This window comes from Acinetobacter sp. YH12069 (assembly GCF_013419675.1).
GTDB lineage: Bacteria > Pseudomonadota > Gammaproteobacteria > Pseudomonadales > Moraxellaceae > Acinetobacter > Acinetobacter amyesii.
This window is the reverse complement of sequence record NZ_VOZS01000017.1, coordinates 55705-72642: the sequence shown is the minus strand read 5'-3', so window position 1 is coordinate 72642 and position 16938 is coordinate 55705. Positions and strand designations below refer to the sequence as shown.

The 16938-nt window shown below is 42.4% G+C and carries 15 protein-coding genes, 1 pseudogene and 1 riboswitch; of the genes and pseudogenes, 8 read left to right on the top strand and 8 right to left on the bottom strand.

From position 1 onward, the window contains the following. Nucleotides 1-166: 166 nt before the first annotated feature. A pseudogene (locus FTU16_RS12795) lies at nt 167-466 on the bottom strand (alpha-ketoglutarate-dependent dioxygenase AlkB); the annotation flags it as partial. Nucleotides 467-638: 172 nt separating this feature from the next. Here FTU16_RS12795 and FTU16_RS12790 point away from each other — a divergent pair. Beyond that, a complete protein-coding gene (locus FTU16_RS12790) occupies nt 639-2435 on the top strand; it encodes an ABC transporter ATP-binding protein (protein ID WP_078189432.1) in 1797 nt (598 codons plus the stop codon). A 58-nt stretch (nt 2436-2493) separates the two neighbouring features. On the opposite strand, the gene phoU is transcribed toward FTU16_RS12790, so the two are convergent. Both phoU and FTU16_RS12780 read right to left on the bottom strand, forming a co-directional pair. Next, a complete protein-coding gene (gene phoU / locus FTU16_RS12785) occupies nt 2494-3210 on the bottom strand; it encodes a phosphate signaling complex protein PhoU (RefSeq protein WP_078189433.1) in 717 nt (238 codons plus the stop codon). Nucleotides 3211-3293: 83 nt separating this feature from the next. Continuing rightward, nucleotides 3294-4649, bottom strand: coding sequence for a TolC family outer membrane protein (locus FTU16_RS12780; protein ID WP_180163406.1), 1356 nt, complete (start codon nt 4647-4649; stop codon nt 3294-3296). A gap of 314 nt (nt 4650-4963) precedes the next feature. Here FTU16_RS12780 and FTU16_RS12775 point away from each other — a divergent pair, with 314 nt between their 5' ends. From FTU16_RS12775 to FTU16_RS12745, 7 genes are all read left to right on the top strand, one after another. Then, on the top strand, nt 4964-5950 hold the full coding sequence (locus FTU16_RS12775) for a hypothetical protein (protein WP_218955650.1): 987 nt from the start codon (nt 4964-4966) through the stop codon (nt 5948-5950). Nucleotides 5951-6052: 102 nt separating this feature from the next. Beyond that, a riboswitch (TPP riboswitch) is annotated at nt 6053-6179 on the top strand. A 116-nt stretch (nt 6180-6295) separates the two neighbouring features. Further along, nucleotides 6296-8191 (top strand): phosphomethylpyrimidine synthase ThiC, encoded by a 1896-nt coding sequence (gene thiC / locus FTU16_RS12770; protein ID WP_078189435.1) that lies wholly within the window; start codon nt 6296-6298, stop codon nt 8189-8191. Between the two features lie 76 nt (nt 8192-8267). Beyond that, nucleotides 8268-8888: an NUDIX domain-containing protein gene (locus FTU16_RS12765; RefSeq protein ID WP_111884865.1), complete on the top strand. Its 621-nt coding sequence runs from the start codon at nt 8268-8270 to the stop codon at nt 8886-8888. A gap of 10 nt (nt 8889-8898) precedes the next feature. Continuing rightward, nucleotides 8899-9702, top strand: a complete 804-nt coding sequence (cpdA, locus tag FTU16_RS12760; protein WP_180039950.1) for a 3',5'-cyclic-AMP phosphodiesterase — start codon at nt 8899-8901, stop codon at nt 9700-9702. Between the two features lie 209 nt (nt 9703-9911). Beyond that, a complete protein-coding gene (gene dksA, locus FTU16_RS12755; RefSeq protein ID WP_078189438.1) occupies nt 9912-10439 on the top strand; it encodes an RNA polymerase-binding protein DksA in 528 nt (175 codons plus the stop codon). Nucleotides 10440-10443: 4 nt separating this feature from the next. After that, entirely contained in the window at nt 10444-11361 is a 918-nt protein-coding gene (gene gluQRS, locus FTU16_RS12750) for a tRNA glutamyl-Q(34) synthetase GluQRS (protein ID WP_373683901.1), read from the top strand. A gap of 85 nt (nt 11362-11446) precedes the next feature. Continuing rightward, nucleotides 11447-11707 carry a zinc-ribbon domain-containing protein gene (locus tag FTU16_RS12745; protein ID WP_078189439.1) on the top strand — a complete coding sequence of 87 codons (261 nt, stop codon included), beginning with the start codon at nt 11447-11449 and terminating at the stop codon, nt 11705-11707. Here the strand turns inward: FTU16_RS12745 and ftsW are convergent. The 5 genes from ftsW to FTU16_RS12720 all read right to left on the bottom strand — a co-directional run bounded on the left by ftsW (nt 11696) and on the right by FTU16_RS12720 (nt 16833). Further along, nucleotides 11696-12892: a putative lipid II flippase FtsW gene (ftsW, locus tag FTU16_RS12740; protein WP_180163404.1), complete on the bottom strand. Its 1197-nt coding sequence runs from the start codon at nt 12890-12892 to the stop codon at nt 11696-11698. The genes FTU16_RS12745 and ftsW overlap by 12 nt on opposite strands. A gap of 21 nt (nt 12893-12913) precedes the next feature. Next, complete coding sequence (gene murD, locus FTU16_RS12735; protein WP_180163403.1) at nt 12914-14260, bottom strand: UDP-N-acetylmuramoyl-L-alanine--D-glutamate ligase; 1347 nt, start codon at nt 14258-14260, stop codon at nt 12914-12916. Nucleotides 14261-14419: 159 nt separating this feature from the next. After that, a complete protein-coding gene (locus FTU16_RS12730) occupies nt 14420-14671 on the bottom strand; it encodes a DUF6587 family protein (protein WP_180039944.1) in 252 nt (83 codons plus the stop codon). Between the two features lie 39 nt (nt 14672-14710). Beyond that, nucleotides 14711-16573 (bottom strand): ferrous iron transport protein B, encoded by a 1863-nt coding sequence (feoB, locus tag FTU16_RS12725; protein ID WP_180163402.1) that lies wholly within the window; start codon nt 16571-16573, stop codon nt 14711-14713. Further along, complete coding sequence (locus FTU16_RS12720; RefSeq protein WP_111884859.1) at nt 16570-16833, bottom strand: FeoA family protein; 264 nt, start codon at nt 16831-16833, stop codon at nt 16570-16572. Before FTU16_RS12720 ends, feoB begins: the two co-directional genes overlap by 4 nt. Nucleotides 16834-16938 lie beyond the last annotated feature (105 nt).

The window sequence follows — 16938 nt, the reverse complement described above, 5'->3', positions numbered from 1 at the left end:
TCAACCATCAAATAGAAAGTTGACCATGAGATGCCTGTGTATCGCTTGAACTGAGGATCAGAAAGCTTGTTTGAATCGATGTATTTCATCCGCAGATTATGCACGAATGCTAAGAAATCCGGAGTGCAAATATTAACCAAAAAGAAGATCGTTTTTTGATTTATGAAAGAGATCTAATATATTTCTTTAAGCGCAGTAAAGCCGGATTCCAGATCAATGCCTGCTTTTGCATGCCTGAATAGTGATACTCATAATGAGCATCTCCATACCAAACCACTTTTCGTTCCGTTTGAAAATACTGTCCATGCAAAATGACTTCATCATGCTGCCAAGCCAACTGCGTGAGGAAATAGCGTAAATATTTTTCACTGTCTTCAGCATTGAAGATCAATCCATAATCTTCAACTTCACCATCATAGGGCAACAGATTTGCATGCGGTTCAGGCGTAAATAATTCAAAATTCATCGGTTCAACTCAACACTGTTTGGCACAGCAGCGTGATGCTGATGTCGTGAGCACATTTAAAAAATATCTTAGCCGAAAAACTCTCGTCACAAATCAAAACATTGTCATTACTTGTCGCATAGAATTTTCAGTCTTAGACTAAAGCTCATATTCACAATAAAAATAATTGCTTATGAACCTGTGGCAGCTTTTCCAAAAATTACGTCCATTCGTACAGCCATACCGCTGGCTGGTGGTCGTGACGCTGATCTTGACCTTAATTGGCTCACTCACGGCACAGGTGAATGCCCTGACACTCAAATATGCCGTAGACAGCATCAATCAGCTTTTACAGCAAGGCCTCGGTCTAGCCAATGGTTGGCATATATTAATCACCATCACCGTAGTTTTACTGGGAAAAGAAGTCATCAATGCCATCGTGCAATTTGGACAAAAATCGTTTGGTGAAAAGTTACGTATTTTAATTTCTCAGGATTTGTCCCAAGGCATTATTGAAAAATTTATCACCTATCGATTGGCATTCTTCGATCAACAAGACAACCAAGCAGGTAAGCTCCAAACTCGAATTGATCGGGGTGTCAGCTCGCTCACACGACTAGTTCAAATCTTTTTTATTGATATTTTACCGCTTTTTACCAGTGCGATTATTGCACTGGGCTTAATGTATTATGCCAATGTTTGGGTTGGCGTGGTGGCCACAATTATCGTGCCGATTTATTTTTGGCTAACTTTCAAACAATCACAAAAACTGGCAGGCAAACGCCGTGCCCTACGCGATAATTTTGAAAAGAAAAATCAGGGTATTCTGAGTATTATCAATTCGATAACGGTCATTAAATCTTTTAACAAAGAAGCCGTCGAATCGAAAAAGCAATTAAATCTGCAAAAGTCACTGACTGAAAACCAGATGCAGACACGGCAAACCAGTTATATCTTTGACGGACTCAAAACCTTTATTGAACAGGTCGGTGTGGTACTGATCATCATTCTGACAGCCTATTTTGTTTTGGATGGGCAAATGAGTATCGGGATGATTATGTATCACGTGTTGTTATTTAATAATGTCTCTGCCCCGATTCGCTCGCTGCATCGTATCTATGATGAAATTAACTCTGCGATGATTTATTCGGAAAGCTTCTTTAACATCTTAGAAGCGGATCATGAAATTGAAACCAGTGGCACTGCCCAGCCTCCGATTCAAGGTCAATTTGAATTGAGCAATGTCGACTTTAGCTATCCCAATGGCTTTCAGGCATTGCACCGCATCAACATGACCATCCAACCGAACAAAATCACCGCCTTGGTTGGTTTATCTGGGGCTGGAAAATCGACATTAATTAGCTTACTGGATAAGTTTTATCATCCTCAAGCGGGCAATATCAAACTCGATGGCATCGATTTAGAACAGATTGATACACAGTATTTACGTGAAAATATTGGTTTGGTATTGCAAAAAAATCATATTTTCCCAGGTTCAATTTTTGAAAATATTCGCTATGGCAAAAGTACAGCTACAGAGCAAGAAGTCTTCGATGCAGCACGGAAAGCCTCGATCCATGATCAGATCTTAAAACTTCCGCATGCCTATGAAGCCGATGCTTTACTGCTCTCAGGTGGACAGCAACAGCGCATTGCCTTGGCACGCATGTTCTTGAAAAATCCGCCGATTATTTTCTTGGACGAACCGACGGCTAGTTTAGATGCGATCGCTGCTGAACAAATTAAAAATAGTCTGGATCAAATTAAGCAAGGGCGTACAGTCATCATGATTTCGCATAGTTTGTCGCAAATTATCGATGCTGATTACACCTATGTGATGAAAGACGGACAAATCGTAGAACACGGGGAGCATCATGATTTGTACCATCAAGAAGGTGCTTATAAGCAAATCTTCGATGCGATGGCGAAAAGTTTAAATATTGACAAAATTGCCCGTACTTTTGAAGAAGACGAAGAAACACATAGTTAATTTTAGACAAAAAAAAGCCCATCGTGTGATGGGCTTCGTTCATATTGGTTTTTATCAATTAACGCTGAACTTTTTGCTCAATTTCTTCAACACTGGTGTGACGGACATCTAGACCTTTCACCATATAAATCACTTGTTCAGAGATATTTCGAGCATGGTCACCAATACGTTCAAGTGAACGCAGCACCCAAAGTACATTCATGACCCGAGTAATGTGCCGTGGATCTTCTATCATATACGTCATGAGGGTACGGGTTGCCGATTGGTACTCGCGGTCAATATCAGCATCGGCCAAAAGAACACGTAAAGCCTGATCTACATCCAAACGTGCAAAGGCATCGAGCGCATCATGAATCATCACCCGGACTTGGTTGCCAATATGCCGTGTTTCCATATAACCACGCGGTGAACCACCCTCTTCACACAAGCTTTGTGCAATACGGGCAATTTTTGCCGCTTCATCACCAATCCGTTCTAAATCGGTGTTGGCTTTCGACATCGCAATCACCATGCGTAGATCAATCGCAGCAGGATGACGGCGCGCCAAAATCAGGGTAAGCGCTTCATCAATTTCAGTTTCCATACGGTTCACCGTATTGTCTTGAAATTGAACATCAATCGCCATTGTTGCATCCGTATCCAATAAGGCATGAATGGCATTTGCAACCTGTTGCTCCACCAAACCACCCATGGTCATAAATTTGGTATGCACATCCTGCAACTCTTCATTGAATTGCGAAGAAATGTGATGATTTAAAACAGGATTATTAGGCAAAGCGAGTCTCCACTACAACGTGAATCGGCAGATTTTAGTGCCATATTAAAGCATATTGATTGTGAAACTTTTATGACCATGGATTATTTCTTTAGTAGGATCGAAGGCTGATTTTTTTGATCGACCAACCACGCATTCATTTCCACTAAATCAGCTTCCGTTAATTTCCCAACGGAGGCTTTGAGTTGCAGTACATGTATTAAATAATCGTACTTGGAATTTAAATAATCTTGACGGGCTGAAAAGGCATTACGCTGTGCCAGTAGCACATCAACCATGGTTTTCAGACCTTCCTGATACTGGGCTTGTGAGGCCAACGACACTTGCGCGGAAGAATCCATCGCGGCTTTACGTGCCTGTAATTTACTTTGATCCGTTTCGACTTGCATATAAGATTTTTTTACATCGGTTTGTGCTTTTCGAATCGCTGCATCCACCTGTGCTTGGCTTTTTTCAACATTGATCGCTGCTTGCTTAATGGATTTCTGCGTCCGTCCGCCATTAAACACATTCCAGTTCATTTCAATCCCCACCTGATCAAATTGACCATCTTGTGACATGATGGATTGTGGACTTTGCTTGTTATAACCATAGGTCCCTACCGCTTCGATCTGAGGATATAAGGCGGCCTTTTCGACACGTTTACCATCTTCCGCATAACGTTGTTGCATACGCGCTTGTAAAATGCCTAGATTCTGTCCCTGAGCCAGCTCTTCCCACGCTTGTACATTGTTTGGAATCGGTTTTTCAAACTGAAAATCTTCACGTAACACCGCCAAATTTTCTCGATATGGTCCAATCAACTGTTGTAATTGTTCCTGCGCCAAAACCAATTGAACATTGGTCGCCATGCGGTTAGCCCGTGCATTTTGATATTGTGCATTGGCTTCACTAACATCACTTTTTGCCACCAAACCTTCTTTTAAGTTGCCATTCATCATACGCAGCTGTTCAGATAGCGCCTGTTCTTCTTGTAAGTTTGCAACCGTTAAAGCTTGCTGACGTAGGACATTAAAATAAGCTTCTGAGACATTTAAAATATGATCTTGTTTTTGAATCAGCAGATTAATTTCACTTAAATTAATCGAGGTCTTAACTTGCTTCAGCCCTTCCCATGCATCCCAACGAAAAATGGGCTGACGAGCAGTGAGCGCAATTTGTCTTGTTGTCGTGCTGTCTGGCATGATCAGCCCAGCTTGAGCACCGCTTTGGTTGGAATTTTGATTTTTTCGGGTCACATTTCCGGAGATTGTTACCGTCGGGAGTAAGTTCCCATTGGCAATCCCCAAATTCAACTTATCTGCTTCATATTGTAGTTTATTGGCTTGCCAATTGGGGTCTTCCTGTTTTGCACGTTCATAAGCTTGCACAAGGTCTAGCGCACACGCCCATTGACTCGTGAAAAGCAAACAAAGACCCACCACAACTTTTTTGTTCATTTTTTTTGTAAATTCCTAATATTCAAATACCCGAGATTGAATATTCAAGCCTAAAACTAAGCAGATACTAATCATATCCTTACAAATTTCCGTATGATTTTTATTAATTTTTTATATCAAATGCGACAAAATCAGATAATTTCAGTCGTTTTCGGACATTACTCACAACGCTATAACAAAGAACTGTACAATAGTACACATATTGCACGTGTTTCATCTATAGAATAGTCGACATTCCATCGGACAATACCACTTCTATAGCGCATCGAGTTCCTGTGTCAAATTTTTTTCAGCTGCCTGTAAAGTTTAGTGCAATGTTTTTATGTTTCAGTATGTTGAATGGATGCCAACAACAGCCTGAACCACAACCTGCACCAGAGTTTTCCAACAATAAGACTGTTCAAAAAGAAGCAGTCGATTTGTCTTTGCTGTGCAAAAAACTTGAAAAAAACATGCTGGAAATAGACGATCAACGAACAACTTTCGCTTTAGAACAAATCAACCAAGATCTCAAAGTCTGCTTGCCGCTGTTAAAAGCGGACGAACAAAAAAAATTACTGCGTTTGTCCAATCAAATGTATCGCAACTTTTTACATGTTGAACGTACGGCTCAACAGCAAATGGCGTTCGAACAATTTGCCTTTGATATGGCTCAGCATCCCACCATTCAACAAAATCATTATGAGCAGCTCACTGCCCGCGATCAGTATTTACTGAAACATAAAGGCCAAGCCTATGTGGAATTGTTCGATGCAGGTGAAGGACAGTTACGCTATCGCCGCAGTCCTGAATATTTAGCCAAAATTTTTGCGCCGTATATGGAAGAATCTGAGCAAGTCTTTATTGAAAAACTGGCTGAACAAAATGCACAACCTGCCTTGTTGCAACAAAGTTTAGCCATTGAGCCGCAAGAGATTGCTACACGTGCAATTTTTTGGGAAGACTATCTCAAACAATATCCAGATAGCCCCTACAAAAAAGATGCACAACAATTGCTATATCAATATAGCCAGTTGTTATTTATTGGTTCAGCACATAGTCCAGTTTCCAATGATTTTTCAGACCGCCTCAGTATTCAAGCCAGTTCTTTGGAAGAAATTGAACGCCTGGCTCAATTAAAAAACTCCACATTGGCAGATCAGGCGCGTTTATTTTTAAAATTATTAGATCAAAATACTGCTGCGTCTACTCAGCGATCAGAAGCGCAGCTGTTGAATTTAATTGGTGTCCGCAATCCTGATCCGCATTATAAGAAAGACTGTTTTAGTGACGCCATCTGTGTAAATCAGTCCTCTACTTAGCCAATGCAAGTTCAATTGCACACGGGCCTGCCTAAAATTCTGCACTGCAAAATCGATGAAAAATAACACTGTTTTAAAACAGCCTTCATGCTAATATCCGCACAAAGCTTGACGGAGCGCAGGTAATTTCCTGCTGAGATCATCTAAATTTAGTTCGCTAAATTTAAGGATGAGTACCGTTGAACCTGATCAGGTTAATACCTGCGTAGGAATCAAGCCATCTAAAAACTTAAGCCCTTCTTATCTCTTGGTTTTACGCCTTTATTTTCAGGTGAACCCATCAGATAAACTGCCACGTTTTTGGTCGTGCTTGATTCGTTGATGTCATTCATAAGGATCATTGCAATGAACCAATTAACGAATCTCACCGCTTCAGATCGCGCTGCTCAACATGAACAAGATGCTAAAGATCTCACCCGTATTCTCCCCGCGTCAAAAAAAGTCTATATCCAAGGCTCACGTCCTGATATTCGCGTACCAATGCGTGAAATTAGCCTTACAGATACGCCTACAGGTCTGGGTGGAGAAAAAAATCTGCCGATCATGGTCTATGACACCTCTGGTGCTTATACTGACCCCAATATTCAAATTGACCTAAATCAAGGTCTACCCAATGTCCGTGAATCTTGGATTGAGTCACGAAATGATACGGAAATACTCGATACCTTAACTTCAAAATTTGGACAAGAGCGTCTTCGAGATATTCGTACTGCAGAGATTCGTTTTGCGCATATTTCAAAACCCCGTCGCGCTCGTCGTGGACACAATGTGTCTCAAATGCACTATGCCAAACAAGGCATCATCACCCCTGAAATGGAATACATTGCGATTCGTGAAAATCAGCGCCAGCGTGAAGGTGTTGATATGCGCCAACATGCCGGTCAAAATTTTGGCGCACGCAATTTAACTGAAATCACCCCAGAATTTGTACGTCAAGAAGTGGCTGAAGGTCGTGCCATTATCCCTGCCAACATTAACCACCCTGAATGTGAACCGATGATTATTGGTCGTAACTTCTTGGTGAAAATCAATGCCAACATTGGTAACTCAGCACTTGGTTCAAGCATCGATGAAGAAGTGGCAAAAATGACTTGGGCAACTCGTTGGGGCGCTGACACCATCATGGATTTATCGACAGGTAAAAATATCCATGAAACCCGCGAATGGATTATTCGCAACTCCCCTGTACCGATTGGCACCGTGCCAATTTACCAAGCTTTAGAAAAAGTTGATGGTGTCGCAGAGGACTTAACCTGGGAAATTTTCAAAGACACACTGATTGAACAAGCCGAGCAAGGTGTCGATTACTTTACCATCCATGCAGGCGTACTGCTTCGTTATGTTCCACTCACCGCCAACCGTTTAACAGGTATTGTGTCACGTGGCGGATCCATCATGGCGCAGTGGTGCTTAGCGCATCATGAAGAAAACTTCCTGTATACGCATTTTGATGAAATCTGCGAAATCATGAAAGCCTATGATGTGTCATTCAGTTTAGGTGATGGTTTACGTCCAGGGTGTATTCAAGATGCCAACGATGAAGCTCAATTTAGTGAATTACGCACCTTAGGTGAATTGACTCACCGTGCATGGGAACATGATGTACAAGTCATGATTGAAGGCCCGGGCCATGTCCCAATGCATATGATCAAAGAAAATATGGATCTACAGCTCGAGGTATGCAAAGAAGCGCCTTTCTATACCCTTGGACCACTCACCACCGATATTGCCCCGGGCTATGACCACATTACCTCTGCGATAGGTGCAGCAATGATTGGTTGGTACGGCACCGCGATGCTGTGTTATGTGACCCCGAAAGAGCACCTTGGTCTACCAGATAAAAAAGACGTCAAAGATGGCATTATCACCTACAAAATTGCAGCCCATGCCGCAGACCTTGCCAAAGGTCATCCCGGTGCGCAGGCTCGTGATAATGCATTATCCAAAGCACGCTTTGAATTCCGCTGGGAAGACCAATTTAATCTGAGCTTAGACCCTGATACAGCGCGTAGCATGCATGATGAAACTATGCCGAAAGAAGCACATAAATCAGCCCATTTTTGTTCAATGTGTGGACCTAAATTTTGCTCGATGAAAATCACACAAAATGTGAGAGATTATGCAAAAAATCAGCAAGATATGCAGCTTTCTTCAGAATCTAATCCTGAAATTGAGACAGGTTTACAAAGCATGAAAGCGGCCTATCATGAACATGGTCAAAAGTTGTACCATAAAGTGTAAAGCTTAAAAAAAATCTTTTGTATTCAACAAAATCTCGGTTAGGATGAAATGGAAGATTTCATCCTAATTAGCGCTTATGAATATTATTAAACAGGCCACATATAACAAAAAAGATTACAGCATTGAAGGGCGTGAACATCTTTATAAAGGCTTTATTCAAGTTGAAAAAGTTCAGCTTCGACACCGCTTATTCCATCAAGACAGCATGATTCCAACCATTCAGCGTGAATTGATTCATCGTCCTGAAGCAGCAGGTGTGCTGATCTATAGTCATCAACAACAAAAATTTGCCTTAATTGAACAATTCCGCATTGGGGCGATTGATGATGAAACTTCGCCATGGCAACTAGAGATTATTGCCGGCGTGCTCGATGGTGATGAATCCGCTGAAAGCTGCATCCGCCGTGAAAGTTTGGAAGAATCAGGCTGTGAATTAGATGCACTACAGCATTTATTTAGTTTTTATCCCTCTGCGGGTGCCTGCGCGGAATTATTCCACCTTTATAGTGCTGAAGCTGAACTGCCTGAACATGGAGGAGTCTTTGGCATGCCTGATGAAGGAGAAAATATTCAATTGCATATCTTAAACTATGCTGATATTCCTGAATTATTAACCAATGGTCGGCTAAAAAACGCACCTGTCATTATGGCCTTGCAATGGTTACAACAACAAATACATACTACAAGGAATGTCTAAGGGGAAGGACATGACTTTAAGGGATACACCACAATACGACTGGACACTGATCCAGATCTCGGACACACATTTAATGGATCAGGAAGATCTTGAATTTGTCCGCATGAATCCAGAGCAGAGTTTTCACGATGTGATTCAACAAATTCAGTTGAACCATCATCACATCGATACGCTTGTCCATACCGGCGATCTTGCACAAGTGCCGGTAGAGCGTACCTATGCGCGTTATCTCGAATATATGCAACAGCAGCCGTTTCCGTTTTATCAGATTCCGGGGAACCATGACGAAACGTCTTGCTTCCCATTTCATCAACAGGAAGATCGTGCTCACTGCATCGCATTAGGCAATTGGTGTCTGATTTTACTGAACAGTGCGGTTAAAGGAAAAGTGGATGGTTGGGTATCACAACAGCAGTTGGAACAATTAGATCAGTTACTCACAGCACACCCACAGCAACACATCATTGTGGCATGCCACCACCACCCTTTTGCCATGCAATCGCATTGGATAGATCAGCATAAACTAAAGAACGCTGAACATCTCATAGATGTGCTTTCACGCCATGACAATGTCAAAATTGTACTATGCGGACACGTACATCAAGACTCGTCTAATCAATGGCGCAATATTCAGTTTTTATCGACGCCTTCGACCAGTGTTCAGTTCAAACCGCATAGTGAAAATTTTGCCTTAGATGAGGCTTTACCAGGGTATCGTGCACTCTATCTGAATGATAATGGTGAATTTAAAACTGAAGTTGTTCGGGTCAAATTAAAACAACCTCAAATTAATGTTGAAATTTCAGGTTATTAACTTTTCAATTTGATTTTTTTGCTTTACTTTATGGCTTCTAAAGGAAAAGTGATAGTTAGAATCCAAACATCAAAGACTATCAATAAGCAGAAAAAGTCTATATGATGACGACCCCCACAGAAGGAAACTCTGTGTTGGGTGGATAAAAAACTTGCATATCACCATATTTTTTGCGTATAGATATATGCATATGATGAGGAATGCCCTATATGGCGAATGACAACCAAAATCAAGTCTTAGACGAACAAACTGATGTAGTAGACGAAAAGTCTACCAAACGCGTGCGCAAATCAAAGCCAAAGGCGACTGAAGGTGGTTCTACTGCAAGCTTATTTGGTATTGAACCTTATCAGCCTAAAAAGAATGAAGAATACATGTCTGAAGGGCAACTTGAGCATTTCCGCCACATCTTATTGGCGTGGAAAGCTGAGTTAATGTCAGAAGTAGACCGTACTTTGAATACCATGCAAGACGAAAATACTGCGCTTCCAGATGTGAACGACCGTGCAACGCAAGAAGAAGAATTTGCGATTGAACTTCGTACACGTGACCGTGAACGTAAACTGATCCGTAAAATTGAACAATCAATTGAAGCGATCAAAAATGATGACTACGGCTTCTGTGAAACGTGTGGTATCGAAATTGGCTTACGTCGCCTAGAAGCACGTCCAACAGCAACTTTATGTATCGACTGCAAAACACTTGCAGAGATCAAAGAGAAGCAAAATAACGGTTAATTCTGTGTTGAGTAATTCCTCTCTAGCCCTCCCTTTAGATAAGGGAGGGAAAGCTGCAGAGCATTACGTGGGTCGGTTTGCGCCATCGCCAACCGGCCCTTTGCATTTTGGCTCTTTAATTACAGCAGTCGCAAGCTACTGCGATGCCCGTGCCCATCAGGGGCAATGGGTGGTTCGTATCGAAGATACCGACATTCCACGTATATTTCCCGGCAGCGAAGAACACATCTTACGTTGTATTGATGCATTTCAATTCGAACCAGATGCCGAGATCATTTTCCAAAAAGACCGCCTCGAAATCTATGAGCAGGTCATTACACATTTGCATGCCCAAGGCTTGGTCTATGCTTGTCAATGCACCCGAAAAATGCTTGGTTCGAATCATATCTATCAAGGCACATGTCGCAATCTGGGCCTTCCCCTTCAGGATCAGGCCATTCGAATCAAAGTCGATGCACAGAACATTTGTTTTACCGACCGCTTACAAGGGACGCATTGCTCCAATCTGCAACAAGATTTGGGCGACTTCGTCTTAAAACGCCGTGATGGCATTATCAATTATCAACTTGCTGTCGTGGTGGATGACTACCTACAAGGGATGACCCATGTTGTACGTGGGGCTGATCTATTAGACAATACCGAACGTCAAATTTGGCTCGGACAGGTTTTGGGTTATCCACGCCTTGAATACATGCACTTGCCATTGGCAATGAATAATCAGGGACAAAAACTGTCAAAACAGAATATGGCTCAAGCTCTTGATTTAAAAAAAGCAGCATCTTTATTGCAACAAGCATTGCAGGCCCTACACCAACCGCCAGTCGACTTAGACACGCCGCGTATTATGCTGCAACAGGCGATTGCGCAGTGGGATATTCAACATATTCCCCATGGCACAGCATTGCCTCAAATCTATCAATAAACCCAAATATTGATCTAAGCCAATCACTCGATTTTCAATTGAATTATGCTTTAATAAAGTGATCAATCGACCATTGGAGAGCCTAATGTTTTTTATTTTTGGAGTTGGTCCGAAAACCAAAGTCATTGAAAAGAGCCAATTTACTTGCCCTGTCTGCCGAAGCAGAACTCAGTATGAGTTAAAACAGCAACGTAATTATTTTTCTTTATTTTTTATTCCATTGATTCCCCTTTCTAAAGCCAAGGCGAGCTTGGTCAAATGTCTCCATTGTGGAACGGAGATGCCAGCCAGTGTCCTCCACCATGCATCTCCCGATCCGCAACGAGATACCAATTTAGAAGCTTGATTCTTCTTTACTTGGGTTCACTTCTTTGGTCGTCGCATCGATCTTTAAGATCAGACTCACCATAACCGCACAGATAATCAGAGAAGATCCCCCATAACTAATAAACGGTAAGGTCAAACCCTTGGTTGGAAGCATGCCCATGTTCATGCCGGCATTCACCAAAATTTGCAGCAAGAAGATAATACTGATGCCATAAGCCAAGTAGCCTGCACGCAAGTATTGATGACGTAAAGCACGATGACCAATGCGAATACAGCAGACCAACATCACAAAAGAAAGCGTCAATACGGTCAAAATCCCAAAGAAGCCAAATTCTTCACCCAAAACCGCCAACATGAAGTCGGTATGTGCCTCAGGTAAATACGACATTTTTTGAATACTATGACCTAATCCGACACCAAACCATTCACCGCGACCAAAAGCCATTAATGCATTTGATAACTGGTAGCCTGCACCTAGTGGATCATTCCATGGATTTGAGAACGACATCAATCGTTCTAAACGGTAGGGTTCAAATAAAATCAAGAACACAAATGCCATGATGATCGCACCAAAGGCAATTGCGAACTGAATCAACGGTGCTCCTGCGAGGAAGAATACCCCTAGCATGGTTAAGGCAATCACCACCGTCGCCCCTAAATCGGGCTCAGCCATGACCAAACCGACAGTTGCAGCCATAATCACTGCCAAACGTACCAAGCCCTTGATGTTATTGCGGACTTCTTCGGCACGCCGTACCACATAGTCTGCGGTAAATATCGCCATCATGACTTTGGCGACTTCCGAAGCCTGTAAGGTAAAACCTGCGATCCGAATCCAACGCTTAGAACCATTGACTTCAGTACCTACCGCCAAAACGGCAGCTAACAGGACAATGGTCACAATCCATAAAAAGAAGGTGTTGTTAAACCACACATTTAACGGCACTTTATAGGCGATATACGCAGCCATGGCGGCAGCGGCAATCGAAATCCCGTGTCGTGAAATGTAATGGAAGGCATTTTCATGCATGCGTTCTGCATAAGGCATCGACGCAGATGCCACCATGATCGAACCAATACACAACAATGCCAAAACACAGAACACCAGAACATTGCGCACGTTGACCTCGGCAGGTAACCGAGGAAGCCAACGCTCTACAACTTCATTTATTCTATTTATGGTCGTCTGAGCCAACCCAGCCATACAACTTTCCTTATCGTTCTTTTAAACGAGTGCATTCACACAATCAACAAATTGGTGTCCACGCTCACTGTAGCCTTTAAACATATCAAAACTTGCGCACGCTGGAGACAATAACACCACATCATTGACTACCGCATTTTGTTGGCACAGCTCAACCGCTTGTTTCAAACTTTCAGCATGAATCAGCGTGGTTGTCCCTTCAATCGCTTTTTCAATAATTGGACGATCTTCACCAATCAATACCGCAACTTTGGCATATTTTGAAAGTGAATCACGCAGCGCAGTAAAGTCCTGCCCTTTGCCTTGACCACCTAAAATAATCGCCACTTTACCGCCTTTGGCTTCAATCGCAGCACCCAGGCCATCAATCGCAGCTAAAGTCGCACCTATATTGGTACCTTTAGAATCGTTATAATAACGAACACCATGCACTTCTTTGACAAATTCACAGCGGTGCTCTAAGCCTTTAAAGGTTTTCAAGGTTTCCAACATGCCTGCTAGTGGCAAACCAATCGCTTCACCCAAAGCTAAACATGCCAAGGCGTTTGCCACATTATGTGTCCCTTGGATATACATATCTGCACTTTTCAGTAAACGCTCACGACCACGTGCCAACCAAATTGTGCCATCAGTATCGCGTAAAATACCGAACTGATTCATATCTGGAGCATTTAGGCCAAAGCTTTGCATTGGAGTAATATCTGGAACCAATGGACGTGTTAATGAGTCATCACGGTTATACACCACTTTTTTCACCGCTTGGAAAATACGATGCTTCGCAGTGTGATAGCCCATCATATCGCCATGACGGTCCAAATGGTCTTCACTCATGTTCAACACCACAGCCACTTCTGCTGCCAAGTTCGACGTGGTTTCTAATTGAAAACTTGAAAGCTCTAAAACATAAAGCTCTGGATCATCTTTGGTGAGATCCAAAGCTGGACGACCCAGGTTACCACCCACTGCCACTTTTTTGCCTGCATCTGCTGCCATAAGACCAAATAAAGTCGTTACGGTACTTTTCGCATTCGAACCTGTAATCGCGACAATTGGCTTATCCGTCGCACGACGTAAAATTTGAATTTCTGAAACCACAGGAATGTTGGCTGCAATGGCCGCCTGAATTTGCGGTAATTTTGGATCTAGTCCCGGGCTGATAATAATTTCTTCTGCTTGGAGTAATAAATCTTGATCCAACTGACCAAAACTGGTTTGTACATCACTTGAAATTTGATCATGACCCGGTGGGACTGCTCGTGAATCGGTGACTGCAACGCGGTAGCCATGGCTATGTAAGAAATTCACTGCGGAAACACCAGAAATCCCTAATCCGGCAACAACCTTCAATCCACCACGCTGTATTAACATTTTCGCCCCATTTTTTGGTCGGTTTTTAAATCTGACAAAATGTTAGCACTTTGCTGTTTTGAATGCTTTTTATGTTTTCACTTTCTCGCAGTTTTTTTGTGTCCGCTCGTAAAAAAACCGCCCATCTTGAGCGGTTTCTTCAAGCAATTGACGGTGAGCTTATTTCCATTTCACCGCTTGTACTTCAGCTTTTTTTGCAGATGGATTATCCGAAGCTGAACATCCACAACCGCCTGCACAGCCTGCGACCATTTTGGGCTTTAACCATTTGGCTAAACTGTTCCAACCACGGTTTGCACAGTGCTCAGATAAAGTTGTGAAGACTGAGTTTGATGTTTTTGGAAATACCTTCTTAAACACCACGACAGCACTCCAAATCACCAATACCGCAATAATTATTGATTCAAGCATGTCTCTCTCCTTTGTTCAGCTTTTGCCATTCAAGATTCACTATCCAAAATAGCGTGTTGCAATTTGATACGTGATGAATGCCATTAAATAAGCCAAACCAAATAAATAGATGGTCATGAAACTCACCGTCTTCAAGGAGCCAGTTTCACGTTTAACTGTCGCCAGTGTCGCCAAGCAATGTGGCGCATAAATAAACCACACCAATAATGATAGACCGGTTGCCAATGACCAACCCAATGACCCATCGCTACTAATTAAATTTGCCAGACCTTGAGACATAGCATCGTCATCTGTTGCAGACAAGGCATACACCGTACCCAATGCCGCCACAACGACTTCACGTGCAGCCATCGCTGGAATTAAGGCAATACAGATCTGCCAGTTAAAACCTAATGGTGCAAAAATCGGTTGTAATACATGCCCAAGCATACCTGCCAATGAATAATCAATATCCGGCAAGGTTGCGCCTTCTGGCGGTTGCGGGAAAGTACACAAGAACCATAACAAAATCGATAAAGCGAAAATGATGCCACCGACACGTTTCAAGAAAATCTTGGCACGGTCCAGTAAACCAATCCAAACACTCTTAATATCTGGGAAACGGTAGCTTGGAAGTTCCATCAATAAGGCATGCTGTGATTTATCTTTTTGGAAGAATTTCAGCACTGTTGCCACAATTAAGGCACTCACAATCCCGGCTGCATATAATGCAAATAACACCAAGCCTTGTAAGTTAAAGATGCCCCAGACCATTTGCTGTGGAATAAATGCTGAGATCAGCAAGGCATAAACCGGTAAACGTGCCGAACACGTCATCAACGGCGCAACTAAAATCGTGACCAGACGATCTCGAGGGTCTTGAATACTCCGGGTTGCCATAATGCCCGGTACAGCACAGGCAAAACTAGATAGCAGAGGAATAAAAGCACGACCACTCAGTCCGGCTTTAAACATCAGCTTATCTAGCAAGAATGCTGCACGTGGTAAATAACCTGATTCTTCTAAAACCAAAATAAAGAAGAATAAAATTAAAATCTGCGGCAAGAACACCACCACACCACCTGCACCCGCAATGATCCCATCAACCACCAAGCTGTTCAGGAGTGGATGTGAAATGTGTTCACCAACCAATTCACCGAACCAACCGAAGAAGGTTTCAATACCGTCCATAAACGGCGCAGCCCATGCAAACACCGCTTGGAAGATAATAAACATCATCACCGCTAAGGTAATTAAACCAAAGACTGGATGTAGAAAAATTTTATCGAGGAAGTCTGAGCGTTTATCTTCATGATCAACAAACACCACCACGTCTTTTAAAATTTGTTCAATTTTTTCGTGGTTAGTTCCAGAAAGATTGGTATCACTTAATGACGCATCTGGTTTTCTGAAACCTTCAGCATCCAAAGCACCCATTAAGTTTTCAATACCCGCATTACGTACAGCAACGGTTTCTACAACAGGAACGCCCAAACGCTGAGACAGCTTTTGGGTATTGATTTGCATGCCACGACGGCGTGCTTCATCCATCATATTGAGGACAAGTAAAATTGGACGACCCAAATCGATCATTTCCATGACCAAACCGAGGTGCAATTTTAAGTTTGTCGCATCAACTACACATAAAAAGACATCTTGATGCCCTTCTTCTGCAATTTTACCTTGCACGACATCACGCGTAATGGCTTCATCAGGACTCGTCGCTTCTAAGCTATACGTCCCCGGCAAATCCAAAACTCGAACAGATTTACCCGATGGCAACGTAAATTGACCAACCTTGCGCTCAACCGTTACCCCAGCATAGTTCGCAACTTTCTGACGTGTACCCGTTAAATGATTGAATAATGAAGTTTTACCACAGTTTGGATTACCAACGAGGGCAATACGTAACGCATCACTCATGCTGATGCACCTTCCATTGCTATTTCCACTTTTTCAGCTTCTATTTTTCGCAGTGCGAAACGAGTAAACCCAACTTGAATTAAAATCGGGTCACCACCAAAAATACCTTTGGTAATCACCTGTACTTTTGTTCCGGGAACAAAACCCAAAGTCTCTAAACGGCTAGCGACTAAATCAGCCGGAGCATTGTTGCCATTCTGGTTACGATGTACCTTATGAATGACTGCGCTTTGTTTCACTTTCAAATCAGATAATCGCACGCAACTAACCCTAAAAAATTTTGAATATTATACAAACAAATGAGAATAATTAACAAATCGGATTCGATTTCAATTCTCATTTAACAATCTAGCATCGACACGACT